At 73.2% G+C, this 25,764-nt stretch carries 22 protein-coding genes; 9 read left to right on the top strand and 13 right to left on the bottom strand.

Annotated features, from left to right (window positions below; all coding sequences use genetic code 11):
• Nucleotides 1–74 precede the first annotated feature (74 nt).
• From hpnD to AB4K12_RS12245, 9 genes are all read right to left on the bottom strand, one after another.
• Nucleotides 75–1,025 carry a presqualene diphosphate synthase HpnD gene (gene hpnD / locus AB4K12_RS12285; RefSeq protein ID WP_086568480.1) on the bottom strand — a complete coding sequence of 317 codons (951 nt, stop codon included), beginning with the start codon at nucleotides 1,023–1,025 and terminating at the stop codon, nucleotides 75–77.
• The gene (gene hpnC, locus AB4K12_RS12280) at nucleotides 1,022–1,921 is read right to left on the bottom strand and encodes a squalene synthase HpnC (protein ID WP_179198840.1); all 900 of its coding nucleotides are present in this window, start codon (nucleotides 1,919–1,921) and stop codon (nucleotides 1,022–1,024) included. The genes hpnD and hpnC overlap by 4 nt, the downstream gene beginning before the upstream one ends.
• A 417-nt stretch (nucleotides 1,922–2,338) precedes the next feature.
• A complete protein-coding gene (locus AB4K12_RS12275; RefSeq protein ID WP_086568478.1) occupies nucleotides 2,339–3,130 on the bottom strand; it encodes an ABC transporter ATP-binding protein in 792 nt (263 codons plus the stop codon).
• Entirely contained in the window at nucleotides 3,123–4,058 is a 936-nt protein-coding gene (locus tag AB4K12_RS12270) for an ABC transporter permease (RefSeq protein ID WP_368434228.1), read from the bottom strand. The genes AB4K12_RS12275 and AB4K12_RS12270 overlap by 8 nt, the downstream gene beginning before the upstream one ends.
• 79 nt (nucleotides 4,059–4,137) lie before the next feature.
• Complete coding sequence (locus AB4K12_RS12265; protein ID WP_368434227.1) at nucleotides 4,138–5,031, bottom strand: glycosyltransferase family 2 protein; 894 nt, start codon at nucleotides 5,029–5,031, stop codon at nucleotides 4,138–4,140.
• Complete coding sequence (locus AB4K12_RS12260) at nucleotides 5,028–5,807, bottom strand: CDP-alcohol phosphatidyltransferase family protein (RefSeq protein WP_368434226.1); 780 nt, start codon at nucleotides 5,805–5,807, stop codon at nucleotides 5,028–5,030. Before AB4K12_RS12260 ends, AB4K12_RS12265 begins: the two co-directional genes overlap by 4 nt.
• On the bottom strand, nucleotides 5,785–6,846 hold the full coding sequence (locus tag AB4K12_RS12255; protein ID WP_362252412.1) for an iron-containing alcohol dehydrogenase family protein: 1,062 nt from the start codon (nucleotides 6,844–6,846) through the stop codon (nucleotides 5,785–5,787). The genes AB4K12_RS12260 and AB4K12_RS12255 overlap by 23 nt, the downstream gene beginning before the upstream one ends.
• Entirely contained in the window at nucleotides 6,834–7,586 is a 753-nt protein-coding gene (locus AB4K12_RS12250) for a sugar phosphate nucleotidyltransferase (protein ID WP_086568470.1), read from the bottom strand. Before AB4K12_RS12250 ends, AB4K12_RS12255 begins: the two co-directional genes overlap by 13 nt.
• A complete protein-coding gene (locus tag AB4K12_RS12245; RefSeq protein ID WP_368434454.1) occupies nucleotides 7,583–9,358 on the bottom strand; it encodes a DUF5941 domain-containing protein in 1,776 nt (591 codons plus the stop codon). Before AB4K12_RS12245 ends, AB4K12_RS12250 begins: the two co-directional genes overlap by 4 nt.
• 278 nt (nucleotides 9,359–9,636) lie before the next feature.
• Here AB4K12_RS12245 and galE point away from each other — a divergent pair, with 278 nt between their 5' ends.
• The 3 genes from galE to idi all read left to right on the top strand — a co-directional run bounded on the left by galE (nucleotide 9,637) and on the right by idi (nucleotide 12,445).
• Nucleotides 9,637–10,623, top strand: a complete 987-nt coding sequence (galE, locus tag AB4K12_RS12240) for a UDP-glucose 4-epimerase GalE (RefSeq protein ID WP_368434225.1) — start codon at nucleotides 9,637–9,639, stop codon at nucleotides 10,621–10,623.
• Between the two features lie 154 nt (nucleotides 10,624–10,777).
• On the top strand, nucleotides 10,778–11,725 hold the full coding sequence (locus AB4K12_RS12235) for a cation diffusion facilitator family transporter (RefSeq protein WP_368434224.1): 948 nt from the start codon (nucleotides 10,778–10,780) through the stop codon (nucleotides 11,723–11,725).
• Nucleotides 11,726–11,836: 111 nt separating this feature from the next.
• Entirely contained in the window at nucleotides 11,837–12,445 is a 609-nt protein-coding gene (idi, locus tag AB4K12_RS12230) for an isopentenyl-diphosphate Delta-isomerase (protein WP_368434223.1), read from the top strand.
• On the opposite strand, the gene AB4K12_RS12225 is transcribed toward idi, so the two are convergent.
• Complete coding sequence (locus AB4K12_RS12225; protein ID WP_368434222.1) at nucleotides 12,420–12,932, bottom strand: ATP-binding protein; 513 nt, start codon at nucleotides 12,930–12,932, stop codon at nucleotides 12,420–12,422. The genes idi and AB4K12_RS12225 overlap by 26 nt on opposite strands.
• Before the next feature lie 235 nt (nucleotides 12,933–13,167).
• Between AB4K12_RS12225 and AB4K12_RS12220 the strand changes: the two genes are divergently transcribed.
• The 3 genes from AB4K12_RS12220 to AB4K12_RS12210 all read left to right on the top strand — a co-directional run bounded on the left by AB4K12_RS12220 (nucleotide 13,168) and on the right by AB4K12_RS12210 (nucleotide 17,284).
• Nucleotides 13,168–13,920, top strand: coding sequence for an enoyl-CoA hydratase/isomerase family protein (locus AB4K12_RS12220; RefSeq protein WP_368434221.1), 753 nt, complete (start codon nucleotides 13,168–13,170; stop codon nucleotides 13,918–13,920).
• A 61-nt stretch (nucleotides 13,921–13,981) separates the two neighbouring features.
• Nucleotides 13,982–14,839 carry a hypothetical protein gene (locus tag AB4K12_RS12215; RefSeq protein ID WP_368434220.1) on the top strand — a complete coding sequence of 286 codons (858 nt, stop codon included), beginning with the start codon at nucleotides 13,982–13,984 and terminating at the stop codon, nucleotides 14,837–14,839.
• 93 nt (nucleotides 14,840–14,932) lie between these two features.
• Nucleotides 14,933–17,284, top strand: a complete 2,352-nt coding sequence (locus tag AB4K12_RS12210; RefSeq protein WP_368434219.1) for a Tex family protein — start codon at nucleotides 14,933–14,935, stop codon at nucleotides 17,282–17,284.
• A gap of 58 nt (nucleotides 17,285–17,342) precedes the next feature.
• Here AB4K12_RS12210 and AB4K12_RS12205 read toward each other — a convergent pair whose 3' ends face one another.
• Nucleotides 17,343–18,980, bottom strand: a complete 1,638-nt coding sequence (locus tag AB4K12_RS12205) for an ABC-F family ATP-binding cassette domain-containing protein (protein ID WP_368434218.1) — start codon at nucleotides 18,978–18,980, stop codon at nucleotides 17,343–17,345.
• 13 nt (nucleotides 18,981–18,993) lie between these two features.
• Nucleotides 18,994–20,073: an oxidoreductase gene (locus tag AB4K12_RS12200; RefSeq protein WP_368434217.1), complete on the bottom strand. Its 1,080-nt coding sequence runs from the start codon at nucleotides 20,071–20,073 to the stop codon at nucleotides 18,994–18,996.
• Nucleotides 20,074–20,143: 70 nt separating this feature from the next.
• Between AB4K12_RS12200 and AB4K12_RS12195 the strand changes: the two genes are divergently transcribed.
• Nucleotides 20,144–21,094 (top strand): FAD-dependent oxidoreductase, encoded by a 951-nt coding sequence (locus AB4K12_RS12195; RefSeq protein WP_368434216.1) that lies wholly within the window; start codon nucleotides 20,144–20,146, stop codon nucleotides 21,092–21,094.
• 66 nt (nucleotides 21,095–21,160) lie between these two features.
• On the opposite strand, the gene AB4K12_RS12190 is transcribed toward AB4K12_RS12195, so the two are convergent.
• Nucleotides 21,161–23,089, bottom strand: a complete 1,929-nt coding sequence (locus AB4K12_RS12190; protein ID WP_368434215.1) for a Xaa-Pro dipeptidyl-peptidase — start codon at nucleotides 23,087–23,089, stop codon at nucleotides 21,161–21,163.
• 233 nt (nucleotides 23,090–23,322) lie between these two features.
• Between AB4K12_RS12190 and AB4K12_RS12185 the strand changes: the two genes are divergently transcribed.
• The gene (locus AB4K12_RS12185; protein ID WP_368434214.1) at nucleotides 23,323–24,834 is read left to right on the top strand and encodes a M1 family metallopeptidase; all 1,512 of its coding nucleotides are present in this window, start codon (nucleotides 23,323–23,325) and stop codon (nucleotides 24,832–24,834) included.
• Nucleotides 24,835–24,987: 153 nt separating this feature from the next.
• Nucleotides 24,988–25,725, top strand: coding sequence for a MerR family transcriptional regulator (locus AB4K12_RS12180; RefSeq protein WP_368434213.1), 738 nt, complete (start codon nucleotides 24,988–24,990; stop codon nucleotides 25,723–25,725).
• The last annotated feature ends 39 nt before the right edge of the window (nucleotides 25,726–25,764 follow it).

Here is a 25,764-nt window from a genome sequence, read left to right as displayed (position 1 = left end):
CCCCTCGGCTGATGTCAGGGACGCGACGGCCGGCTGGAGGGTTGCGCACCGCTTTCCGGTGCCGGGACGGAGCATCAGGCGCGCCCCCTGGCGGCCTGCCGGTGGACGCTGCGCGCGTCGTAGCCGGACAGCCCGCGCACGGCCACGAAGGCCTTCTCCCGGCCTGGCAGGGAGACCCTGCCGCGCAGCACGGCGGCGGGCTCCTCGGCGATACGATCCAGCAGCCTGCGGTAGATGCCGGACATGGCGGCGACGCAGGCGCCGCTGCGCCGGTCGAGCATGGGCAGCAGCTTCATTCCCTCGGCGAACAGCGCGCGGGCGCGCCGGACCTCGAAGTGCACCAGCCCGGCGAAGTCCGCGCCGGCCGGGGGCCGGACGGAGTGGAAGCCCGCCGAGCAGCCGAACTTGGCGAGGTCGTCGGAGGGCAGGTAGCTGCGGCCGTTGGCGGCGTCCTCGCGGAGGTCGCGCAGGATGTTGGTGAGCTGCAGCGCGAGGCCCAGGGTGTCGGCGTACTCGGGAGCGCGCGCCGCGTCCCGGGCGCCGGGCACGGTGCCGAACACGCCGAGCGAGAGCCGGCCGATGGCGCCCGCCACGCAGCGGCAGTACCGGGCGAGGTCGTCCCACGTCTCGTAGGTCTCGCCGCGCACGTCCATCTGGACCCCGTCGATGAGCTCGTCGAGCCCGCCGATGGGGATGGGGAAGCGGCGTACGGCGTGCGCGAGCGCGACGGCCACCGGGTCGGTGTCGTCCTCGTCGACGTCGCCCGCCCGGATCCGCTCGAGCGTGGTCCGGGCGTCCTCCAGGCGCAGCCGCTTGGCCTCGGGGTCCAGCGGCCCGTCGCCGATGTCGTCGACGCGCCGCGAGAAGGCGTACAGCGCCGACATGGCCCGCCGCTTGGCGGTCGGCAGCAGTCTGATGCCGTAGCTGAAGTTGCCGGCCTGCTGTCCGGTGACGGCCTCGCAGTAGCTGTACGCGGCGAGTACCGGTGCGGACGCGTGTGGCGTTCCGTTCACGGTCCCGCTCACCCCTCTCTTCGCAATGTCGCCCCGGCCTCGCGCAGCACACTGAGCCTGGTGGCCTTGGGCGGTCCGGGGAGAACGTCGTATCCGGCGGCGGCGACCGCCCGGAGCGCCGCCCTCCCCCCGCCCACGAATCCCGCGAGCAACAGCTTCAGCCTGCCGTGGACGCTACCCACCAGGGGGGTGCCTTCATTCAGCAGGTGCCCGGCGCGTTCCGCCTCGTACGCGACCAGCGCGCGCACCGATGCGCCGCTGGTGGGAAGCGCCAGGTCGGCCTCGGTGACGCGGAAGCGCTCCATGTCCTCGGCGGGCAGGTAGACGCGGTCGCGGCCGAGGTCCTCGGCGACGTCCTGCAGGTGCTCGATGATCTGCAGGGCCGTGCAGACCGCGTCCGAGCGGCGGATCCGTTCGGGGCTCGCCGTGCCGGTGACGCCCAGGACGAGCCGGCCGACGGGGTTGGCGGACAGCTCGCAGTAGGCGAGCAGGTCGTCGTACGTGGCGTAGCGGCGCACCCGCTGGTCCTGGCGGTTGGCCTCGATCAGCCCGAGGAAGGGCTCGGGGGTCAGGCCGTGGCGGCGCACGGTGGGCCGCAGGCGGAGCAGCAGCGGGTGGCGGGGTCCGGTGCCGGCGGTGTCGAAGACGCGGCGCAGGTCGGCCTCGAAGGCGTCGAGCATGGCGAGGCGGTCGTCGGTCTGCTCGCGGTCCAGGCCCAGCAGCTCCGCGTCCCGGCCGCCGGGGGCCAGGTCGCCGTCGCCGATGTCGTCGACGAGGCGGGCGTAGCCGTAGACGGCCATGAGGTCCTCACGCCAGGCGCGCGGCACGAAGAAGGGCGCCACGGGGAAGTTCTCGTGCGCGGCCTTGTCGAGCACGGCGCGCGCGTGCGCGTCCGTCCCCGCGGTCATCGCGGGCTGCCCGGACCGGGGACGGCGTACGCGTCTCGCTTCTGGAGAGGCCCCGCAGCCAATACAGCCATTGCCGTCATATCTCCCGTTCTACACTGCCGACCCAGAACATCCTATTTCGGACACGCCGCAGGCCTGTCCCGCCATGGGCTCCCCCTCGAGCCTCCCTCCGCGGCGCCCCCGCCGGCGGTCCGGCGCGGTTTTCGCCACGCCCCGCCCCAAACGGCCGCAAATGCACGCTACAGCGTACGCCGTACAGGTGCCCGACGTCCGCCCGGGTACGCGCCTTGATCCATACCATGCCACGCGGGAGGCGAATCAACCCTGCGGACAAGGCAGTTGGCCGTTACGGATAGGTCAAGGCCCCCGAGGGCGCGAGCCGACGGGGGCCGGACCACGACGTGTCCGCGCTCTTCGCTAGCGCGCCGTCTCCTTCTCGTACGCCCGGACCACCTCGTCGGTCGGTCCGTCCATCAGCAGCTCCCCGCGTTCCAGCCACAGCACCCGGTCGCAGGTGTCCCGGATGGACCGGTTGTTGTGGCTGACCAGGAAGACCGTGCCGGCCTCCTTGCGCAGCTCGCGGATGCGGGCCTCGGAGCGCTTCTGGAACGAGCGGTCGCCGGTGGCCAGCGCCTCGTCGATCATCAGCACGTCGTGGTCCTTGGCCGCGGCGATGGAGAACCGCAGCCGGGCCGCCATGCCGGAGGAGTACGTGCGCATGGGCAGCGTGATGAAGTCGCCCTTCTCGTTGATGCCCGAGAAGTCGACGATCCCCTGGTAGCGCTCGCGGATCTGCTCGCGCGACATGCCCATGGCCAGACCGCCGAGCATCACGTTCTTCTCGCCCGTGAGGTCGTTCATCATGGCCGCGTTCACGCCCAGCAGCGAGGGCTGGCCGTCGGTGTAGATCTTTCCGCGCTCGGTGGGCAGCAGCCCGGCGACCGCCTTGAGCAGGGTCGACTTGCCGGAGCCGTTGGAGCCGATCAGACCGATGGCCTGGCCGCGGTACGCGGTGAAGCTCACACCCCTGACGGCGTGCACCTCGCGCACCCCCGCGCCGGGCGTCCGCTTGATGATGCGGTTCAGGGCGGCCGTGGCGCTGCCGCGGCCGGTGTTGCCGCCGTAGACGCGGTAGACGATGTGGACGTCGTCCGCGATCACGGTGGGCACGGGTGCCGACGCCTGGGCGCCGGTTTTCGGATCAGCCACGGCCGTACTGCTCCTCAGCCTTCCAGAAGTACACGAAGCCGCCGAGCCCGACCAGCACGGCCCAGCCCACCGCCAGCGCCCACACGTGCGGCGGCAGGTGGATCCGGCTGTGGTCGTCGATCAGCGACCAGCGCATGAGGTCGATGTAGACGGCGGCCGGGTTGGCGCTCAGCACGTCGACCACCCACGCCGGGGCGTGGTTGTTCTTCAGCGCGTCGGTCAGGCTGTACATCACACCGGACGCGTACATCCAGGTGCGGGTGATGAACGGCAGCAGCTGCGCCAGGTCGGGGGTCTTGCTGCCCGCGCGGGCGAGGGCCATCGCCAGTCCGGTGTTGAAGAGGAACTGCAGCGTCAGCACCGGGACGACCAGCACCCAGGACAGCGCCGGCATGTGCCCGAACCCGATGAGGAAGACGAACAGCACGCCCATCGACAGCAGCAGCTGCTGGAGCTGCTGCAGCGCGAACGAGATCGGCAGGGCCGCCCGGGGGAAGTGCAGGGCCCGCACCAGCCCCAGGTTGCCCGCGATGGAGCGCACGCCCGCCATGGCCGAGCTCTGGGTGAAGGTGAAGACGAAGACGCCCGTGATCAGGAAGGGGACGTAGGTACGGATCCCCATGCCCTTGCTCTGCTGCATCAGCAGACCGAAGATCAGGAAGTACACCGAGGCGTTCAGCAGGGGCGTGGCCACCTGCCAGACCTGACCCAGCTTGGCCTGGCTGTACTGGGCGGTCATCTTCGCCCGGGAGAAGGCGATGATGAAGTGCCGCCGGTCCCACAGCTGCCGGGCGTACTCCGGCAGGCTGGGGCGGGCCCCGCTGACCGCGAGGCCGTACTTCCTGGCCAGATCGGCGGCGGGAAGACCGTCGTCGGGTGACGGCGGGGCACTCAGGGCGACCGCACCGTCGTGCGTTGTCTCGCTCACAGTTGACACTTTCGTCCTCAAGGTGCGCTGCCGGGGCCGGGCCCCGGACCGCGCCCGATGCTCTTAAGACACGAGCTTGTCAGATCACGGGCGGGCGACCCAGTCGGGTCAGGCGCCACACGGTACGCCACTTCATCGGCCGGCGCGGACCGCAGGAAGCCGTCCAGCCCTCCTTGAAGCCGCCCAGCCAGGCGCGCAGCGCGGCCGGGGACGGCCGGCGGGCCAGGGTCAGCAGCAGCCACACCCCGAGGTAGACGGGGACCAGCGGGGCGGGCAGGTTGCGGCGGGCCAGCCACACCCGGTTGCGGGCCACCATCCGGTGGTAGACGGCGTGCCGGCTGGGGGCGGTGGTCGGGTGGTGCAGGACCATGTCCGCCCGGTAGTCGATCATCCAGCCCGCGTCGAGGGCCCGCCACGCCAGGTCGGTCTCCTCGTGCGCGTAGAAGAACTCGTCCGGCAGACCGCCGACCTCGGCGAGGACCCGGGTGCGCACCGCGTTGGCACCGCCCAGGAAGGTGGTCACCCGCGAGGAGCGCATCGGGTCCGAGGCGCGCAGCCGGGGCACGTGGCGACGCTGGGTGACGCCGGTGTCGGGGTCGGCGATGCGGAAGCTGATGATGCCGAGCCGGCGGTCGGCGGCGAAGGCCTCCCGGCACAGCTGGGCCGTGTCCTGGCGCGGCAGCAGACCGTCGTCGTCGAGGAAGAGCAGGATGTCGACGTCGCGGCCGGCCGGGCCGAACGCCTCGATGCCGACGTTGCGGCCGGCCGGGATGCCCACGTTCTCGGGCAGCTCGACGGTCCGTACGGCCAGGCCCGGGACGTTCAGCTCGGGCAGCGGGGAGCCGTTGCCGACGACGACGACCTCGATGGGGTCGCCGTTCTGCTTGGCGACCGACTCCAGCAGGGCGCGCAGCTCGTCGGGGCGGTTGCCCATGGTCAGGACGACCGCGCCGACCTTCGTGGGGGCGCTCATCGCAGCCTGCTCGAGACGAGGATGGACACCAGGTGCAGCAGCGTCTGGACGAGCGCGATGCCGGCCAGGACCGCCACGCCGAGGCGGCTGAAGAACAGGTCGCCCCGCACCGCGTCCAGGATCGCGAAGCCCAGGATCAGCAGGGACGCCTCGATGCCGAGGATGAGGCGGTGGAACTTCAGGGCGGCGGCGGCCTTGCGGGCCAGCGCCATGCCGGACGAGCGCGGCTCGGACGCCGACTCCTTGACGGGCGGCAGCCCGCCCTGGTGCCGGGCGACCCCGACGAGGTCGGTCTCGGCCTTGATCAGGATGGCGCCGAGGGCGGCGAGGGTGCCCAGGAACGCCCACAGCCAGTCGATCCGGCCGGATCCCCACAGGTCGGCGGCGCGCAGGCCGAAGCCGACCAGGACCGCGGCGTCGCACAGGTAGGCGCCGACCCGGTCCAGGTAGACGCCGCCGAGCGAGAACTGCTTCTTCCAGCGGGCGACCTCGCCGTCGACGCAGTCGAGCAGCAGGTAGAGCTGGACCATCAGCACGCCGAGCACGGCGCCCGGGATCCCGGGCACCAGCAGGGCCGGGGCCGAGAGGACGCCGAAGACGGTCATCAGATAGGTGAGCTGGTTGGGCGTGATCCGGGTGTTGACCAGGTACCGGTCGCAGCGCAGCGAGATCTCTCGCATGTACAGGCGGCCGGCCCAGTGCTCACCGCTGCGCCGGTCCTTCACCCCCGCGGGGTGGACGACCGGGCGGAGTTCAGCGACTGACGGTTTGTGCATAGTCGGCGTATGCGTCCCTGATCTGGTCGGTGGAGAGGTCGAGGTGCTCCAGGACGGTGTAGCGCCCGGGGCGGGTCTGCGGAGCGAACTCGACGACCTTGACGAACTCGTCGTCACTGAAGCCGATCTCGCCCGGCAGCACGGGCAGGCCGTGCCGGCGCAGGACCTCGACCATCAGCGCGGACTCCTCGTGGGCCCCGCGCAGGTGCATCGCGAAGGCGGCGCCGAGGCCGCACTGCTCGCCATGGCTGGCGGCTCGCTTGGGGTAGAGCAGGTCGAAGGCGTGGTTGATCTCGTGGCAGGCGCCGGACGCCGGGCGGCTGTCGCCGGCCACCGACATCGAGATGCCGGTGAGGACCAGGCCCTCGGCGAGCACCTGCAGGAAGCCGTCGTCGCCGACCCCGCCGGGGTGGCGCAGCACGGCCTCGCCGGCCTGCCGGGCGATGGCGGCGGCCAGGCCGTCGATGTCCTCGCCGCGCTCACGGTGGGCGAGCTCCCAGTCCGCGACCGCGGAGATGTTGGAGATCGCGTCACCGATGCCGGAGCGGACGAAGCGGACCGGGGCCTCACGGATGACGTCGAGGTCGATCACGACGGCGATGGGGTTGGGCACGCCGTACGAGCCGCGGCCCGCGTCGTTGTCGAGGGTGGCGACCGGCGAGCACAGACCGTCGTGCGAGAGGTTCGTGGCCACGGCCACCAGCGGCAGGCCGATGCGCGCCGCCGCGAACTTCGCACAGTCGATGATCTTGCCGCCGCCGAGGCCCACGACCGCGTCGTAGTGCCCGGACTTCATGGCGTCGGCGAGCTTGATCGCGTCGTCCAGCGTGCCGCCGCCGACCTCGTACCACGAGGCGCCGGGCAGCGCCGGGGCGAGCCGCTCGCGCAGCTTCGCCCCGGAGCCGCCGCTGATGGCGACGGCCAGCTTGCCGGAGCTGGAGATCCGCTGGTCGGCGAGGACACTCGCCAGATCGTCCAGGGCTCCGGCACGGATGTCGACGACGACCGGCGAGGGGATGAGCCTCGTCAGTACTGGCACGCGATCTCCCGGCCCTTGGCGAGGTCGTCGTGGTTGTCGATCTCGACCCACTTGACGTCGCCGATCGGCGCGATGTCGATCTTGAAGCCGCCGTTGACGAGCTCCTGGTAGCCGTCCTCGTAGTAGAGGTCGGGGTCGCGCTCGAAGGTGGTCTTCAGCGCGTCGGCGAGCTCCGCGCCGGCCTCGGCCTCGATGAGGGTGACGCCGATGTACTCGCCGGTGGCCTCGCTGGGCTCCATCAGCTTGGTGATCTTCTGAACGCCCTTCTCGGCGTCCACGACGACCTTCATCTCCTCGTCGGCGAGGCTCTTCACCGTGTCGAGGGCGAGGATGATCTTCTGACCGTCGCCGCGGGCGGCGAGCAGGGTCTTCTCGACCGAGACCGGGTGGACGGTGTCGCCGTTGGCGAGGATCACACCGCGGCCCAGGACCTCACGGGCGCACCACAGGGAGTAGGCGTTGTTCCACTCCTCGGCCTTGTCGTTGTCGATCAGGGTGAGCTTGAGGCCGTACTTGGCCTCCAGCGCCTCCTTGCGCGCGTACACGGCCTCCTTGCGGTAGCCGACGACGATCGCGACCTCGGTCAGGCCGACCTCGGCGAAGTTGCCGAGGGTCAGGTCGAGGACGGTGAGCGACTCCTCGGCCCCTTCGGGACCGACCGGCACCAGCGCCTTGGGCAGGGTGTCGGTGTAGGGGCGCAGACGCCGTCCGGCGCCGGCTGCCAGCACGAGGCCGATCATGCGGGTTCTCCTGTTTCGTCGTGTACTGCGGGCGCCCCGGAGGACACCCAGAACCGGATGCTCTCCGAGAGCACCGCGAGCGCGATGGCGACCGCGAGGGCCGTCAGCGCGATGGTGAAGCCTTGACCGTGCCACAGGGCGGCGGCGATCGTGACCGCCAGGACCCGTCCCTCGTGTCCGCCGATCGCCCGCACCAGCCAGTGCGGGGGCGCACCGGTGCCACCGCGGATGCGGTACACCGTGTCGTAGTGATGGTAGGCGACCGCGGCCACCAGGCCGAAAGCCGCGGGAAGCGCCCCGTCGACCCCGGATTTCGCCGCGAGCACGAGGATCATGCCGTACTCGGCGGCCCGCAGGACGGGCGGTACGAGCCAGTCGAGGGGGCCCTTGAGGGGCTGCGCCACGGCGACGCCCGCGAAGACGGCGTAGACCACGGCCTGCAGGACGGCCCGCCAGGTGCCGGCGTTGCCGGCGAAGAGCGGACCGACGAGCAGGGAGGCCGTGGCCAGCAGCGCCCAGAAGGGCGCGCTGTAGGCCGTGGCGGGCACCGTGCGGCCGACGCTGCCGGCCACGAGCTCGGCGAGCGGGCCGGAGTCGGCGAGGTCCGCCAGCGCCTGGGCGGCGCGGTCGGTGCGCCTGGCCTTGCGGGTCAGCGAGCGCAGCACGCGGCCCGCGGTGGTGTAGCAGGCGGCGAACGCGCAGCCGATCAGCAGCACCGTGAAGACGACGCGGGGCGTGGTGAGGGCGGTGAGGACCGCGATCAGCGCCCAGCGCTCGCCGATGGGCAGCACGATCATGCGGCGCGCCCAGACCGTCCAGCCGACGCTGTCGAGCTTGTCGGAGAGGGCGGCGGTGGGGCTGGTGTTGGCGGTGGCGTCGTGGTTCGCCTCGTTGAAGGAGAAGTCGACGACGTGCCGGCAGGTCTGCAGGATCATCGCGCCCAGCGCCAGCGCCCAGACGTCGTCGCCGCCGCGGGCGGCGCCGAGCGCCAGGCCCGCGTAGTAGGCGTACTCCTTGGCGCGGTCGAACGTGGCGTCGAGCCAGGCGCCGAGCGTGGAGTACTGCAGGGAGTAGCGGGCGAGCTGGCCGTCGGTGCAGTCCAGCACGAAGGAGGCGATCAGCAGCACGCCGGCCGCGACGTATCCGCCCCGGCTGCCGGTGGCCGCGCAGCCGGCCGCGATCAGCGCGGTGAGCAGCGAGGCCGTGGTGACCTGGTTGGGGGTGAGGCCCCGGCGGGCGCACCACCGCGCGATGTAGCGGGAGTACGGGCTGATGAAGAAGGTGGTGAAGAACCCGTCGCGGGACTTCACGGCGGCGCGCAGCCGGACGGCCTCGTCGTCGACGGCCTCGACCTCGCCCAGCGTCTTGGCCCGGGCCTCCTCGCCCTCGGGCACGGCGGCGACGAGGACGCCAAGCTCGGGACGGTGGACGGCGACGCCGCCGGCCTCCATCCGGGCGGCGAGGTCACCGGGGCCGGTGGCACCGGAGGCGGCGGAGGCGAGCTCGGCGCGCGCCTCGGGCAGGGCGCCGAGCGCCCCCTCGACGGCGCAGGCCGGGAAGCGGGGGTCGGTCAGGGCCAGCCGCAGGGCGTGCACGTGGCCCACGAAGCGGGGGTCGACCACGGCGACCCGCTCTCCGGCCGGGACGGCGGCCAGCTCACCGGCGATGCCGGCACCGGACGCGGCCGTACGGACGTCGAAGCCCAGCGACCGCAGGTCGTCCTCGAGGGAGGAGCCGGCGGGCGGCGGACCGGTGAGGATGGCGGTCGACAGACGAACTCACTCCTTGCGGCTGGCGTGGCCGCCTCGGGGCCGCGGTTCACGGCGGGCAGCGGGCGTGGCGCGCCAGGGCCCCGGCGAGGGGGCGGCGTGCGGCACGTCGGCAGAGGCTATCGGATCAACGGAAGCCGCCGTTCACCGCACGTGCACCCGGGTGTCCCGCCACTGACAGGACGCGCGGGAGGCGCGCCCGGTTCCCGGACCGCGTCCGTCCGGGCGGGCCCGGACGGAGGAAACGTTTCCGGTCGCCGGGCTGGAATAGGGTGCCGTGCATGACGTGGCTGATCACAGGCGGAGCGGGCTACATCGGGGCGCACGTGGCGCGGGCGATGACGGAGGCCGGGGAGCGGGTGGCCGTCCTGGACGACCTGTCCTCGGGCGTCTCCGCCAGGCTGCCGCGGGAGGTCCCGCTGGTGCGGGGCTCGGTGCTGGACCGCGCGGTGCTCGACCGCGCGTTCGCCGAGCTGGGCGTGACGGGTGTGGTGCACCTGGCGGCGAAGAAGCAGGTCGGGGAGTCGGTGGAGAAGCCGCTGCTCTACTACCGGGAGAACCTCCACGGGCTGACCGTGCTGCTGGAGGCGGTGGTCGACGCGGGCGTCGGCAGCTTCGTCTTCTCCTCCTCGGCGGCCGTCTACGGCATGCCCGACGTCGATCTCGTCACCGAGGAGACGCCCTGCCTGCCGATCAACCCGTACGGCGAGACCAAGCTGGCCGGCGAGTGGCTCGTACGGGCGACCGGGGCCGCGCACGGCATCTCCACGGCGTGCCTGCGCTACTTCAACGTCGCGGGCGCAGCCCGGCCGGAGCTCGCCGACACCGGCGTCTTCAACATCATCCCGATGATGTTCGACCGGATCACCCGCGGCGAGCGGCCGCGGATCTTCGGCACCGACTACGACACCCCCGACGGCACCTGCGTCCGTGACTACATCCACATCGAGGACCTGGCCACCGCGCACCTGGCCGCCGCCCGCCGGCTGGCCGAGCGGCCCGGCGCGGGCGACCTGACGCTGAACGTCGGCACCGGGCTCGGGGTCTCCGTCCGTGAGATGGCGGACCTGATCGGCGCGGTCACCGGCCGTACAGACCTGACGGCCGAGACCGGGCCACGCCGTCCGGGTGATCCGGCGCGTGTCGTCGCCTCCGGCGAGCGCATCGCCAAGGAGCTCGGCTGGCGGGCCCGGCACGACGTGCGGAGCATGGTCACTTCGGCGTGGGAGGGATGGTGCCTGCACCACCCCGAGGCGCACCGCGGCTGACCTCCCGGAACCCGCGGTCACGACATCGCCCCAGGTCAGGGCAATGACAACGGTGTTCAGTGCCGCGTTGCCCCATACCCCCCACCCGTTGTTCACTGGGCCTCGGCCGGCACCCGCCGGCCGTTTCTGGGCACATGTTCGGGAGGCGGCATTCATGGGAGCGGGGCACGACCACGGCCACTCGCACGGGGGACCCCCCGCCGGCATGAGCGGCACCGCGGCCGCCGCCTACAAGGGGCGGCTGCGGATCGCGCTGGGCATCACGCTGACGATCCTCGTCGCGGAGATCGTCGGCAGCGCGCTGACCGGTTCGCTGGCGCTGCTCGCGGACGCCGGGCACATGGCGACGGACGCGGTCGGCGTCTCGATGGCGCTGGTGGCGATCCACTTCGCCAACCGGCCCCCCAGCGAGCGGCGCACCTACGGCTACGCCCGCGCCGAGATCCTGGCGGCGCTGCTGAACTGCCTGCTCCTGCTGGGCGTCGGCGGCTTCATCCTGGTCGAGGCGATCGACCGGCTGATCACCCCGGCCCCGGTGCCGGGCGGCACCACCGTGATCTTCGGCCTCGTCGGCCTGGTCGCCAACCTGGTCTCGCTGGCCGTGCTGATGCGCGGCCAGAAGGAGAGCCTCAATGTGCGAGGGGCGTTCCTCGAGGTCCTCTCGGACGCGCTGGGCTCCCTCGCGGTGGTCGTCTCCGCCCTTGTGATCATGGTCACAGGGTGGACCCAGGCGGACCCGGTGGCCTCGCTGCTGATCGCCGTGATGATCGTGCCGCGCACGGTGAAGCTGCTGCGCGAGGCGCTGGACGTCCTGCTGGAGGCCGCGCCGAAGGACGTGGACATGGCCGAGGTGCGGGCGCACATCATGGCGCTGCCGGGCGTGGAGGACCTGCACGACCTGCATGTGTGGACCATCACATCGGGCATGCCGGTGCTCTCGGCGCATGTGGTGGTCGACCCGGCGCGGCTGGACTCCGCCGGGCAGGAGAAGATGCTGCACGAGCTGCAGGGCTGTCTGGGCGAGCACTTCGCCGTGGAGCACTGCACCTTCCAGCTCGAGCCGAGCGGGCATGCCGCGCACGAGGCGAGGCTCTGCCACTGAGCTCCGGCCGCCCGGTGCGGGCCGGGCGGCCCGGCCAGGAGTCATCTGTCGCTGTTGTGGGCATTCCGTACGGCAGACTTGAGGGTCGAAGACCGACAACGAGGATGGTCAATGCCGATCACATCAGCCACGGGCCGCTCCGCCGGCTCCGCCCCGGTCCCCGCCGACGCCACCGCTGAGCCGATCATGCTGGAGCTGGTCGACGAGAACGGCAGAACCATCGGGACCGCCGAGAAGGTCTCCGCCCATCTCGCACCCGGCCGGCTGCACCGCGCCTTCTCGGTCTTCCTCTTCGACGACGCCGGCCGGCTGCTGCTGCAGCAGCGGGCCCTGGGGAAGTACCACTCCCCCGGCGTCTGGTCGAACACCTGCTGCGGCCACCCCTACCCCGGCGAGCCGCCGTTCGTGGCGGCCGCCCGGCGCACGGGAGAGGAGCTGGGCCTGGCCCCCTCGCTGATGCGCGAGGCGGGCACCGTGCGCTACAACCACCCCGACCCGGCCTCGGGCCTGGTCGAGCAGGAGTACAACCACCTCTTCGTGGGGACGGTGCGGGCCGAGCCCAGCCCGGACCCGGAGGAGATCGCGGAGACGGCGTTCGTGACCCCCGAGGAGCTGGCCGGGCTGCTGGAGAAGCACCCGTTCTCGGCGTGGTTCACCACGGTGCTGGACGCCGCGCGGCCGGCGATCCGGGAGCTCACCGGGGACGCGGCGGGCTGGTAGCCGAGGGGCGCAGCGGCAGGGCGGCCCAGACCACCTTGCCGCCGCTCGCCGTGTGCTCGACGTCGCAGCGGCCGCCGGCCTCGTCGACGGTGGCCTGGACGAGCAGCAGGCCGCGGCCGCCCGTACGCGGCTCGTCGTCGGGGAACGCCTCGAGCGGGCCGGGCCGGTACGGATGGCTGTCCTCGACGGCCACGCGCACCCACTCGGGGCCGACGGAGACCTCCAGCCCCACCTCCGGGGAGAGCAGCGCCGCGTGCCGGACGGCGTTGGTGACCAGTTCGGAGACGATGAGCAGCAGCCCCTGCAGCAGGTCCTCGCGCAGGGGGACGTGCCGGCGGCGCATCAGGTCGCGGACGGCGTGCCGGGCACGCGGGACGGTGGAATCGAGCGCGGGGGCGGTGTACCGCCAGGTCCCGTCGTACTCGGCGGGCTTGCGGGGCGGGGGCGCGTGCCCCGGCTCGGGCGGGACGCTCCCGAGTGTCTCCATGTCCGATACCAACCCCTCGCCGTGGCTCGACCGCACGGACCGAGTGTTGGGAACCGCGGGCTCCGCACCGGCGAGCTGACAGGAAGTCGATGCCTATCGACGGCTTTTGATCGCGTGCGTATGCCGCGGTCACTCTCACGACTGTTCCTGGTGTCCCCTTTCGCCCTTCACTGAGCGATCCTGGCGCGGGTACGGCCCGGAGAGACACGGGTGCGGCCCGGATAGCATCCGGCGCATGGAGCCCGCACTGCGTCTGGACGTCGACGGCGCCACCGCCACCGTCCGCATCGCCCACCCCGCCAAGCGCAACGCCATGACCACGGACATGTGGCGGCGGCTGCCCGAGCTGCTGCGGCACTGCGCGGCGGACCCGGCCGTACGGGTGCTGGTGCTGACCGGCGAGGGCGACACCTTCTGCGCGGGGGCCGACATCTCCGCGCTGACCGCCGACGGCGGCCGGGAGTCGAGGGACCTGGCGGTCGCGGCCGAGGAGGCCCTGGCCGCCTTCCCCAAGCCCACCATCGCGGCGGTGCGCGGCCACTGCGTGGGCGGCGGCTGCCAGCTCGCGGCCGCCTGCGACCTGCGGTTCGCGGCGGAGGGGGCGTCGTTCGGCATCACCCCGGCGCGGCTGGGCATCGTCTACGCCGCCTCCTCCACCCGCCGCCTGGTGGACCTCGTCGGCCCGGCGACGGCCAAGTATCTGCTGTTCTCCGCCGAACTGATCGACGCCGAACGGGCGCTGCGCACCGGCCTGGTGGACGAGGTGTGGCCGGCGCGGGAGCTGGACGGGCGGGTGGCGGCGTTCGCCCGGACCTTGGCCTCGCGCTCGCAGCTCACCCAGGCGGCGGCCAAGGAGTTCGCGGCCGGCCCGGTGGACGCGGACCGCCTCGCGTACTGGGCCGGGCAGGCGCACGGCAGCGGCGACGGCCCCGAGGGGGTCGCCGCGTTCCTGGAGCGCAGGACGCCGCGCTTCGAGTGGACGGTGTGACCTCCCACGACGTCCGCCCGGGGACTTCCCGCACGTACTGACCGGTCGGTAGCCTTCGGGCATGGAGACTCTGCCCGAAGGCGCCGTCCGGCGCTGTGCCCACCGCGTCAACTCCGTTCATTCCACGGTCTACTTCTCCCCCGACGTCCGCCGGGAGCTGGGCGCCCTCGGCGTGGAACACCACCGGGCGGTCTACTTCGCCTCGCGCTCGGCCGCGTTCGGCAAGGTCGGCCCGGGCGTCGTCACCGCCACGTTCCACAGCTTCAAGCACGACCTGGTGGCCGAGCACCTGCCGCGCGTGTGGGACGTCGTGACGCCCGACCAGGTCCTCGCCGCCCGCCTGCGGGCCGCCGACACCACGCTGCGCCGCGTGCTCGGCGACGAGCTCGTCGTCTCCCCGGAGATGGCCGAGGCCGCCGCCCTGGCGCTGCGCGCCGCCGAGGCCTGCGAACGCGCCGCCCGCCCGCTGTACTCCGCCCACGCCGACCTGCCCGTGCCCGACGCCCCGCACCTCGCCCTGTGGCACGCCACCACCCTGCTGCGCGAGCACCGGGGCGACGGGCACCTGATGGCCCTCACCCGCGCCGGGCTCGACCCGGTCGAGGCGCTCGTCAGCCACACCGCCGCCGGGCGGGGCATGTCCCTGGAGTGGCTGGTGCGCACCCGCGGCTGGAGCATGGCCGAGCTGACGGCGGGCCAGGACAGGCTGCGGGCCCGCGGACTGCTCGACGCGGACGCACGGCTGACGGAGGCCGGCGCCACCCTGCGCGAGGAGCTGGAGACGGAGACGGACCGGCTCGACACGGCCCCCTACGCGCACCTGGGCGCCGCGGCCACGACCCGGCTGACGGAGCTGGTGAGGGCCTTCACCGCCACCGCCGTGGCCGCCGGCGCCTTCCCCGCCGACCTGCACGGCTGACCGGCGGCACGGCCGGTCGCGATCCCGCGCCGCCCTGGGCACCTGCCACAATGCAGGTTCGCGGCCCATCGCGGCCCGGGAGACAAGCGGAGCGTGATCGTGACGACGTCGACGTCGATCGAAGGCAGGATCGCCGAGGAACTCGGCGTACGGGAACGGCAGGTACGGGCGGCCGTCGAACTGCTCGACGGCGGGTCGACCGTGCCCTTCGTCGCCCGCTACCGCAAGGAGGCCACCGGCGCCCTCGACGACGCGCAGCTGCGCACCCTCGAGGAGCGGCTGCGGTACCTGCGGGAGCTCGAGGACCGGCGGACGGCGGTCCTGGAATCCGTACGCTCGCAGGGCAAGCTGGACCAGGCGCTGGAGGCGCGGATCCGCGAGGCCGACTCCAAGGCCCGGCTCGAGGACATCTACCTGCCCTTCAAGCCCAAGCGGCGCACCAAGGCGCAGATCGCCCGGGAGGCCGGGCTCGAGCCGCTGGCCGACGGGCTGCTCGCCGACCCCGGCGTCGAGCCGCTCGCGGCGGCGGCCGCCTTCGTCGACGCGGACAAGGGCGTCTCCGACGCCGCCGCGGCGCTGGAGGGCGCCCGGGCCGTGCTGACCGAGCGGTTCGGCGAGGACGCCGACCTCATCGGCGAGCTGCGCGAGCGCATGTGGACGCGCGGCCGGCTGGCGGCCAGGGTCCGTTCCGGCAAGGAGGAGGCCGGCGCGAAGTTCGCCGACTACTTCGACTTCGCCGAGCCCTTCACCGCGCTGCCCTCGCACCGTGTCCTGGCCATGCTGCGCGGCGAGAAGGAGGAGGTCCTCGACCTCGTCCTGGAGCCGGAGCCCGCCGACGAAACCGTGGCGGGGCCGAGCTCGTACGAGCAGATGATCGCCCGCCGCTTCGGGATCGCGGACCGGAACCGGCCGGCCGACAAGTGGCTGGGCGACACGGTCCGCTGGGCCTGGCGCACCCGCGTCCTGGTCCACCTCGGCATCGACCTGCGGCTGCGGCTGCGCCAGGCCGCCGAGGACGAGGCGGTCCGCGTCTTCGCCGCCAACCTGCGCGACCTGCTGCTGGCCGCCCCGGCCGGCACCCGCGCCACCATGGGCCTCGACCCCGGTTTCCGTACGGGCGTGAAGGTGGCCGTCGTGGACGCCACCGGCAAGGTGTGCGCCACCGAGACGATCTACCCCCACGTCCCGCAGAACAAGTGGGACGCCTCCCTGGCCACGCTGGCGCGGCTGGCCCGCGAGCACGGCGTGGAGCTGGTGGCCATCGGCAACGGCACGGCCTCCCGCGAGACGGACCGGCTGGCGACCGACCTGATCTCCCGTCACCCCGAGCTGAAGCTCACCAAGGTGATGGTCTCCGAGGCGGGCGCCTCGGTGTACTCCGCCTCCGCCTTCGCCTCCCAGGAGCTCCCGGAGCTCGACGTCTCGCTGCGCGGCGCGGTGTCCATCGCCCGTCGCCTGCAGGACCCGCTCGCCGAGCTGGTCAAGATCGACCCCAAGTCGATCGGCGTCGGCCAGTACCAGCACGACCTGTCCGAGGTGAAGCTCTCCCGCTCGCTCGACGCCGTCGTGGAGGACTGTGTCAACGGCGTCGGCGTCGACGTCAACACCGCCTCCGCCCCGCTGCTCTCCCGCGTCTCCGGCATCGGCTCGGGCCTCGCCGAGAACATCGTCGCCCACCGCGACGCCAACGGCCCCTTCCGCTCCCGCAGGGGCCTGAAGGACGTGGCCCGGCTCGGCCCCAAGGCCTACGAGCAGTGCGCCGGCTTCCTGCGCATCCGCGGCGACGACCCGCTGGACGCCTCCAGCGTGCACCCCGAGGCGTACCCCGTGGTGCGGAAGATGGTGAAGGCCACGGGCGGCGACGTCGCCTCCCTCATCGGCAACACCGCCACCCTGCGCTCGCTGCGGCCCGACGACTTCGTCGACGACACCTTCGGCCTGCCCACCGTCACCGACATCCTGCGCGAGCTGGAGAAGCCGGGCCGCGACCCGCGTCCGGCGTTCAAGACGGCGACCTTCAAGGACGGCGTCGAGAAGATCGGCGACCTGCGCCCGGGCATGCTCCTGGAGGGCGTCGTCACCAACGTCGCCGCCTTCGGGGCGTTCGTGGACGTCGGCGTCCACCAGGACGGCCTGGTACACGTCTCGGCGATGTCGAAGACGTTCGTCAAGGACCCGCGTGACGTGGTCAAGCCGGGCGACATCGTGCGGGTGAAGGTGCTCGACGTGGACATCCCGCGCAAGCGGATCTCGCTGACGCTGCGGCTCGAGGACGAGGCGGCGCCGGCCGCCGAGGACGGCCGGGGTGCGGCTCCGGCCGCGCCGCGCGAGCGCGCCCCGCGCCGGGGCGGTGCCCCGCGCCCCCGCCGCGAGGCGGGCGGCCGGCCGGCCCCCGCCGCCGACGGGGCGATGGCGGACGCGCTGCGGCGGGCCGGTCTGCTCTGACCCGGTCCCACTGAGGAACGCCAGCCGGCCCGCGTGCGCGGGCCGGCCGGCGTTCTTCTCAGCGCTCGGTCAGGCGGCCGTCGGCCACCTCGAGGCGGCGCGTGGTGTGGACCGCTTCCAACATGCGGCGGTCGTGGGTCACCAGCAGCAGCGTCCCGTCGTACGACGCCAGCGCCGACTCCAGCTGCTCGATGGCCGGCAGGTCCAGGTGGTTGGTGGGCTCGTCCAGGACGAGCAGGTTCACGCCCCGGGCCTGCAGCAGGGCCAGCGCCGCCCGGGTCCGCTCGCCCGGCGAGAGCGTGACGGCGGGGCGCAGCACGTGCGCCGCCTTGAGCCCGAACTTGGCCAGCAGGGTGCGCACGTCCGCCGGGGCCAGCTCCGGGACGGCCGCGCCGAAGGCGTCGAGCAGGGCCTCGCCGCCGAAGAACAGCGCCCGGGCCTGGTCCACCTCGCCCACGACGACGCCCGGCCCCAGCACCGCGCTGCCCTCGTCCAGCGGCAGCCGGCCGAGCAGGGCGGCGAGGAGGGTGGACTTGCCGGAGCCGTTGGCGCCGGTGACGGCGACCCGGTCCGCCCAGTCGATCTGCAGGTCGGCGGGGCCGAAGACGAACGGACCGCGCCGGACCACCGCCCCGCGCAGGGTCGCCACGACGGCGCCGGAGCGCGGCGCCGCGGCGATCTCCATCCGCAGCTCCCACTCCTTGCGCGGCTCCTCAACGACGTCGAGCCGCTCGATGAGGCGCTCGGTCTGGCGGGCCTTGGCGGCCTGCTTCTCCGTCGACTCGGCGCGGAGCTTCCGGCCGATCTTGTCGTTGTCGGTGGACTTGCGGCGGGCGTTGCGGACGCCCTTCTCCATCCAGTTGCGCTGGGTGCGGGCGCGGGCCTCGAGGGAGGCGCGGGTGTCGGCGTACTCGTCGTAGGCCTCGCGGGCGTGCCGGCGGGCGGTCTCGCGTTCTTCCAGGTAGGAGGCGTAGCCGCCGCCGTAGAGGGTGACCTGCTGCTGGGCGAGGTCGAGCTCGAGGACCTTGTCGACGGTGCGGGCGAGGAACTCGCGGTCGTGGCTGACGAGGACCGTCCCGGCGCGCAGGCCGGTGACGAAGTCCTCCAGCCGGGCCAGGCCGTCCAGGTCGAGGTCGTTGGTGGGCTCGTCCAGCAGGAAGACGTCGTAGCGGCTGAGCAGCAGCGAGGCCAGCCCGGCGCGGGCGGCCTGGCCGCCGGAAAGGGCGGTCATGGGCCGGTCCAGGCCGACGGTCAGGCCGAGCGAGCCGACCACCTCGTCGGCGCGCTCGTCCAGGTCGGCGCCGCCGAGGTCCAGCCAGCGCTCGAGGGCGGTGGAGTAGGCGTCGTCGGCACCCGGGGCGCCGTCGACGAGGGCCTGGGTGGCGACGTCGAGGGCGGTCTGGGCGGCGGCGACGCCGGTGCGGCGGGCGAGGAAGGCGCGGACCGTCTCGCCCTCGCGTCGCTCGGGCTCCTGCGGCAGGTGGCCGACGGTCGCGGTCGGCGGGCTGAGCCGCAGCGCGCCCTCCTCGGGCCGGTCCAGGCCGGCGAGGAGGCGGAGCAGGGTGGACTTGCCCGCGCCGTTGGCTCCGACGAGACCGATCACCTCACCGGGCGCGACGACGAGGTCGAGTCCGGAGAAGAGGGTGCGGTCGCCGTGCCCGGCGGCGAGATCCTTGGCGACGAGGGTGGCACTCATGAGGCCACCGACTCTATCGGGTGGCCTCCCGGGCACCGAACCGGTTTTCGTCGAGCGCCCGGCCGTCCGCCCCGGCGCCCACGCGCGTGACCAGAACGTCGCCGTACGTACGCGCCACGACGTACGCCACTCTGGGCCCCAGCGGCACCCGGTGGCATCCGGGCTCGAGCGGTCCGTCGAAGACCTCGAGCATCCGGGCGCCCCGCAGCCGCCCCGGCCGGTAGGCCGTCACCCGCACCCGGCAGGCGGTGGCCGTCTCCAGGCGGGCCTCCCCCGCCGCCGCGCTCAGCCCGGTCAGCCGACGCTCGCCGCCGGGCGTCCGCCGCAGCGCCTGCTCCAGCTGCGCGACCAGCAGCTCCGCGACGGGCGCCGGCGCCTCGACGAACGTCACGTCGCCGCCGGCGGCCGCGAACGCGGCGCGCACCGCGGCCCGGCCCGCCTCGTCGACCGTACGGTCGAAGGCCACCGCCCCGTACGTCCGTAGCTCGTCCGCGTGAGCTCCCGCCGCGTCGCGGGAGATCTCCGCGCCGATGCCGCCGGCCCGCAGTCCGGCCGCGGCACGGGCGAGGAGGGCGACGCGGGGGCCGACCAGCAGGACGCGCCGGGAGGGCGGCGCGGCCCCGTCGGCCGTCAGCGCGGCGAGCGCGGCGCGGTACTCGCCGGCGCGGAAGCGGAAGGGGCCGACCCCGGGGTAGCCGTCGCGCCGGGGGTCCGCGCCCTCGCCGGTCTGCCACGCGAAGTCCCGCCAGACGACGTCCGCGCCGTCGCGCTCGACGACGGCGGTGACGACCCCGCATTCCAGCAGTGCGCACTCGGAACAGGCGTAGAGGACGTAACGGCCGCTCTCCAGCGGGGGATCGTCGCACGGGGTGTCCTGGGGCAGCAGGGCGCGCGCGTGCGGGGTGAGCGGGGAGGGGTCCACGTCGGAGGCGAGCGGCGAGACCGCTCCGGCCGCGGCGAGGAGGGTGAGCAAGGGTTTGCCGTCCACCACGAAGTCCGGGGACTCCCGGCGCACTTGACCGGCGCCGGCGACCTGTTCCGCGCCGGCGCGGGGCGCCGCTTCCAGCGCGAGGGACACGTACTCCACTGCCATGCACGGTCTATTCCCCCGCGTGCGCCGCTTCGAGCCCGGTGGCCGTGTTTTCGCCTGTACCGTCACCCCCATGGCAAGCGATGTGATCGTGGTCGGCGCCGGCGTCATCGGCCTGACCAGCGCGGTCGTGCTGGCGGAACGCGGGCGCGGCGTCAAGGTGTTGACGCGCTCGCCGTCCTCGGAGACCACGTCGGCGGTGGCCGGCGGGCTGTGGTGGCCCTACCGGATACAGCCCCAGGAGGCGGCCGGGCGCTGGGCGCTGCGTTCGCTGCCGGTCATGGCGGGGCTCGCCGGGCAGCCGGAGACGGGGGTGCGGATGGTCTCCGGTACGCACGCGGACCTGACACCGGCCGAGTTGGGCCCGTGGTCGGCGCGGGTGCCGGGGCTGCGGGCGGCCCGGGAGGAGGAGTTGCCGCGCGGGTACGACCGGGGGGTGCGCACCCGGCTGCCGTTGCTCGACATGGCGGCCCATCTGACCTATCTGCAGCGGCGGCTGGCCGCGGCGGGTGGCACGGTCACGGTGCGGGCGGTGCGTTCGCTCGCCCAGGCGGGCGAGGGGGCCGCGGCGGTGGTGAACTGCACGGGCCTGGGCGCCCGCGATCTGGTGCCCGATCCGTCGGTCCATCCGGTGCGAGGCCAGCTGGTCGTGGTGGAGAACCCGGGCGTCGAGGAATGGTTCACCGCCGTCGACGACCACAAGGGCGACTCCCTGTACGTCTTCCCCCAGCCGTACGGCGTGGTGCTGGGCGGCACGGCCCGGGCGCACGTGTGGGACCGCACGCCCTCGCCGTGCACCGCGCAGGCGATCATCAGTCGCTGCTCGAGGGTGTTCCCCCGGCTGGCCCAGGCCCGGATCCTCGGCCACCGCGTGGGGTTGCGGCCGGGGCGCCCGAGGGTGCGGCTGGAGGCCGAGCGGCTGCCGTCGGGTGCCCGCCTGGTGCACAACTACGGCCATGGCGGGGCGGGCATCACGGTGTCCTGGGGGTGCGCTCTGGAGGCGGCGGACCTGGTGGAGGGCTGACGCGGGGCGGCCGGGGGCCAGGAGGCCGTGGGGGCCGGTGGGGCCGTCCCGCGTCGGACGGGCGGGTCAGCGCAGGAGTGCGGGCGCGGGCGGGCGCAGACCGTTCAGGGGCGCGCCGGGACGCTCGTACGCCGGGTCGCTGTGGCGCGTGGCGCGGGCGAAGGCCCGGGAGCCGCCGACGAACGGCAGGCTCGCCTCGCCGCCGGCGAGGTCCACGGTCACCCGGGGCGTGGTGGAGGCCGGTTCGACCAGGCGGGCGTCCGTGCCGGCGACGATCAGGGCGAGGCGGTGGCCGGCGGGGACGACGTGGTCGGTGGCGGCGAGGTCGAGGGTGATGGTGTAGGGCCGTCCGGGGGTCAGCGGGCCGCCGTGGGAGAGGCCGGCGTGGTGGCCGAGGTCGGCCCAGCCGCGGCTGAAGACGGTGTGGGCGACGCTCGCGGTGTCCGCCTCGGTGCGCCGGAAGCAGCCGCTGTCGCCGGTGGTGCCGCTGCCCCAGCAGGTGCGGTCGGCGAGGGTGCGGATGCCCTCGCCGCTCGCGGCGTAGTCGCGGATCACGGCGGGCCCGAGGTCGACGAGGACGGCCGACAGGTGGGCGGAGGCGGTGGAGGGGGTGACCGTCAGCCGGACCGTCGAGGAGCCGGACAGCCGCAGGTCGGCGGTGAGCGGCGGGGTGGTGAAGCCGGCCTTGGCCGGCGTCGTCTCGTCGACGTGGGAGGCCCAGTCGCTCTCGTCCAGCCGCGGGTCGTCGGTGAAGGACTCCACGGCGCCGGCGGGCGCCGGCCGGGTGCCCAGAGAGCCCACGCCGGGGGCCGGGCCGGGGGCCGGGCGCAGGGTGGTGGGGGCGGTGGCGCGGGGCGGCCAGACGCGGTCGGTGGTCCACTGTCCGGGCGCGCGCTCGATGTCGGCCATCGGCTCGCGCTCGACGCCGTTGTCGTAGCCCATCAGGTAGTGGTCGAACCAGCGGTGCAGGGCGGTCACCCAGCTCTCGCGGCGGAAGTCGAAGGGGTCGACGTGCCCGGCCTGGGAGAACCACACCTTGCGCTCCACGCCCTGCCCGGCGAGGGCGTCCCACCACTGGCCGAAGTGCTTGGTACGGACGTTGAGGTCCTGCATACCGTGGACGGCGAAGACGCTGGCACGGACCTTGCGGGCGTCCTTGAGGTAGTCGCGCTCGCTCCACAGCGGCGTCCAGTCGCCGTTGCGGGGCGCGCCGTCGGCGAGCGCGCGCTGCACGGCCTGGCAGCGGCCGCGTGCGGCGGGGCTCTCGACGCGGTCGGCGAGGGCGTCGGGGCCGCTGCCGAAGAGGGCCGCGCCCTGGGCGAAGTAGTAGTCGTACCAGGAGCTGATGGCGCCGATGGGGACGATGGTCCTGAGGCCCGGTACGCCGGTGGCGGCGACGCCGTTGGCGATGGTGCCGTCATAGCTCTTGCCGATCATGCCGACGGCCCCGGTGGACCAGTCGGCCCGGGCGGCCGCCCGCCCGGTCCGGGAGGCGTAGCCGCGGGCGCGGCCGTTCAGCCAGTCGACGACGGCCTTGGCGGAGGCGATGTCGGAGCGGCCGCCGATGTCCACGCAGCCGTCGGAACGGTTGGTTCCGGCGAGGTCGACCAGGACGACGGCATAGCCGCGCGGTACCAATAAGTTGTCGTAGTACAACGGGAATTGGACCGGGTTCCCCTGGGCGTCATAGGTCTTCTTCTGGCTTTCGTTGCCGCGCCCGCAGCAGGAGTAGTACGGGCTGGCGTCCATCACGACCGGTACCCGGCGGCCCTGTTCGGCGGGCTCGCGGGGGCGGATGACGTCGACGGCGACCCGGTCGGCGCGGCCGTCGCCGTCACCGTCGATCCCGGTGTCCACCCAGACGGATTCCCGGACGGCCCGGTCGTAGGAGTAGACGGGTCTGCTCTCGTCCGGCGCGCCCGGGGACGTGCCCGCCGCGGACGCGGCGAGCGGGGCCGGAAGGAGGAGGGCGACCACAGTGATCAGGGCCGCCACCAAGGGAGTTGTCCACGCTCTGCGGGGATTCCGCGTGTGTATCGGCACGGGCGGACGGTAGCGCGGGTGAGCGGCGGACAGAAGGGGTCGGGGGTGTCCGGGAGATGGCCGGGAGCGTTCTCATGACACCCACATGTCGATCACATGTCGGTACGCACCATGGACATGGCCCTTCCCTCAATGAGTACATAGGCTCCGAGTGATCTTTCGCCCCCTACGAGTTGGAGTGACTCGTGCGTCACAGACTCATCGTTCCGAGCGCGGCCGCCGCCTTCCTGATGCTGGCGGTCCCGGCCTCGGCCGCCGACGCCACGCCGGGCGCGCCGGGAGCCGGAGACGCGTACTACCCGACGTCCGGGAACGGCGGCTACGACGTCTCCCACTACGACCTGCGGCTGAAGTACGAGCCGAAGTCCGACAAGCTGGACGGCACGGCGACGCTGACCGCCACCACCACCCAGGCGCTCTCCCGCTTCAACCTCGACTTCGCCCTCAAGGTGAGCGAGGTGCTGGTCAACGGCAGGCCCACCCCGTTCGCCAAGACCGGCGCCCACGAACTGGAGATCACGCCCGCCTCCCCGCTGGAGGAGGGCAAGGAGATCACGGTCGTCGTCCGCTACAGCGACACCCCCTCGCAGGTGAAGATCGACGGCTACTCGGCCTGGCAGCGCACCCCGGACGGGGCCGTCGTGGCCAACGAGCCGGAGTCGGCCGTCTGGTGGTTCCCCAGCAACGACCACCCGCGCGACAAGGCCACGTACGACATCTCGGTCTCGGTGCCGGACGGCCTGCAGACGGTCAGCAACGGCGAGCTGAAGTCGCAGACCTCCAAGCTGGGCTGGACGCGCTACAACTGGCGCGCCACCAAGCCGCAGGCCAGCTATCTGACCACCCTGGCCGTCGGCAAGTTCGACATCACCACCGACAAGACGGCCGACGGGCTGCCGGTCCTCAACGCCTACAGCAAGGACCTGGGCGACAACCTCGCCTCGGCCAAGGCCAGCGTCGGGCGCACCACCGAGATCATCGACTGGGAGAGCAAGGTCTTCGGGCCGTACCCCTTCAACGCCATCGGCGGCTACGTTCCCAACGTCAAGACCGGCTACGCGCTGGAGACCCAGACCCGGCCGTACTACAGCCCGTCGGGCTTCGCCAACGGCGCGAACGCCTCCCTGGTCGTGCACGAGCTCGCGCACCAGTGGTTCGGCGACAGCGTCTCGGTGAAGAACTGGCGTGACATCTGGGTCAACGAGGGCTTCGCCACCTACGCGCAGTGGCTGTGGTCGGAGAAGGAGGGCGAGGGCACGGCCCAGCAGCTCGCCGACTACGTCTACAACGGCGTTCCGGCGGACAACGAGTTCTGGAAGGTCAAGCCGTCCGACCCGGGCGCCGACAAGCAGTTCCACTCCGCCGTCTACAACCGCGGGGCGGTCGCCCTGCAGGCGCTGCGCAACAAGGTCGGCGACAAGACCTTCTTCGCGCTGCTGAAGGACTGGACGGAGCAGAACCGCTTCGGCAACGGCTCGGTCGAGGACTTCGCGAAGTTCGCCGAGAAGGCCTCCGGCAAGCCGCTGCAGAAGCTGTTCGACACCTGGCTGAACACCGCCTCGAAGCCGAGCGCGGCCGCCGCCGCCAGGGACGGCATCGGCAAGGCCACGGCCGGCGCGTCGGGCAAGTCGCTCAAGGCCGCCGAGCCCAGGTCCTGGAAGAAGATCCAGGAGGCCCAGCGGGCCCACCGGCACTGACCCGGAACCGCTCCGGTCGCTCCGAAGGGCCCGTCGCCACCGGCGACGGGCCCTTCCCGCATCCGTCACGAGGCGTCCCGCGAGGTTTCACAGCGGTGGTGGCACAGCAATACTGTTGAGCCGGAAGGGCGCGACAGGAAGGCGGGCACAGCGATGGCCACCGAAGCCGAGGACGTGGCGGAAACGCACCTCACCGTCGACGAGTTGGCGGCCCGCGCCGGGGTGACCGTGCGCACGGTGCGCTTCTACGGCACCCGGGGCCTGCTGCCCCCGCCCGAGATCGGCCCGCGCCGGGTCGGCCGCTACGGGCAGGGCCACCTCTCCCGGCTGGCGCTGATCGAGGAGCTCCAGCACCAGGGGCTGACGCTGGCCGCCATCGAGCGCTACCTGCGGCGGCTCCCGGACGATCTCAGCGCCCACGATCTGGCCATCCACCGCGCCCTGGTGGCCTCCTGGACGCCGGACCGGGCGGAGGAGACCCCCCGGGCGCTGCTGGAGCGGCGGGCCGGGCGGGCGCTGACCGAGGAGGACGTCGAGCGGCTCGTCGCCATGAACGTGCTGGAGCGGACGGAGGGCGGGACGGACACCTTCCGGGTGGACCCGGCCCTGCTGGGGCTGGGCGTCCAGCTGCTGGACGTGCCCATGGCCCTGGAGACCGTACGCGCAGCCAGGGCCGTGCTGGTCGAGCACGCCCGCGCCACGGCCCGCGAGCTGACCCGGCTCTTCCACGACGAGGTCTGGGGGCCCTACAGCGCCGGCGAGAGCGACCCGGAGGAGGTCGAGGCCATGAAGTCGCTCTCGGCCCATATGCAGCCGCTGGTGGTGCAGGCGCTGGTGACGGCCTTCCAGCGGTCGCTCAAGCAGGAGCTGCGGGCCACGTACGGGGGCTGAGGGGCGCCGCCCCGGGCGCCCCCGTACGTGGCCCGGCGG

It is taken from the genome of Streptomyces sp. C36 (assembly GCF_040932295.1).
GTDB classification, from domain to species: Bacteria; Actinomycetota; Actinomycetes; order Streptomycetales; family Streptomycetaceae; genus Streptomyces; species Streptomyces triculaminicus.
This window is presented reverse-complemented; position numbering and strand designations above follow the sequence as displayed.

What these genes read in the sequence shown, in the direction of transcription:
- hpnC (WP_179198840.1), bottom strand. Translation starts at nt 1,921, where the DNA reads ATGACCGCGGGGACGGACGCGCACGCGCGCGCCGTGCTCGACAAGGCC.
- AB4K12_RS12265 (WP_368434227.1), bottom strand. Translation starts at nt 5,031, where the DNA reads ATGAGCGCCCCCACGAAGGTCGGCGCGGTCGTCCTGACCATGGGCAAC.
- AB4K12_RS12260 (WP_368434226.1), bottom strand. Translation starts at nt 5,807, where the DNA reads ATGCACAAACCGTCAGTCGCTGAACTCCGCCCGGTCGTCCACCCCGCG.
- AB4K12_RS12250 (WP_086568470.1), bottom strand. Translation starts at nt 7,586, where the DNA reads ATGATCGGCCTCGTGCTGGCAGCCGGCGCCGGACGGCGTCTGCGCCCC.
- galE (WP_368434225.1), top strand. Translation starts at nt 9,637, where the DNA reads ATGACGTGGCTGATCACAGGCGGAGCGGGCTACATCGGGGCGCACGTG.
- AB4K12_RS12235 (WP_368434224.1), top strand. Translation starts at nt 10,778, where the DNA reads ATGGGAGCGGGGCACGACCACGGCCACTCGCACGGGGGACCCCCCGCC.
- idi (WP_368434223.1), top strand. Translation starts at nt 11,837, where the DNA reads ATGCCGATCACATCAGCCACGGGCCGCTCCGCCGGCTCCGCCCCGGTC.
- AB4K12_RS12225 (WP_368434222.1), bottom strand. Translation starts at nt 12,932, where the DNA reads ATGGAGACACTCGGGAGCGTCCCGCCCGAGCCGGGGCACGCGCCCCCG.
- AB4K12_RS12220 (WP_368434221.1), top strand. Translation starts at nt 13,168, where the DNA reads ATGGAGCCCGCACTGCGTCTGGACGTCGACGGCGCCACCGCCACCGTC.
- AB4K12_RS12215 (WP_368434220.1), top strand. Translation starts at nt 13,982, where the DNA reads ATGGAGACTCTGCCCGAAGGCGCCGTCCGGCGCTGTGCCCACCGCGTC.
- AB4K12_RS12205 (WP_368434218.1), bottom strand. Translation starts at nt 18,980, where the DNA reads ATGAGTGCCACCCTCGTCGCCAAGGATCTCGCCGCCGGGCACGGCGAC.
- AB4K12_RS12200 (WP_368434217.1), bottom strand. Translation starts at nt 20,073, where the DNA reads ATGGCAGTGGAGTACGTGTCCCTCGCGCTGGAAGCGGCGCCCCGCGCC.
- AB4K12_RS12195 (WP_368434216.1), top strand. Translation starts at nt 20,144, where the DNA reads ATGGCAAGCGATGTGATCGTGGTCGGCGCCGGCGTCATCGGCCTGACC.
- AB4K12_RS12180 (WP_368434213.1), top strand. Translation starts at nt 24,988, where the DNA reads ATGGCCACCGAAGCCGAGGACGTGGCGGAAACGCACCTCACCGTCGAC.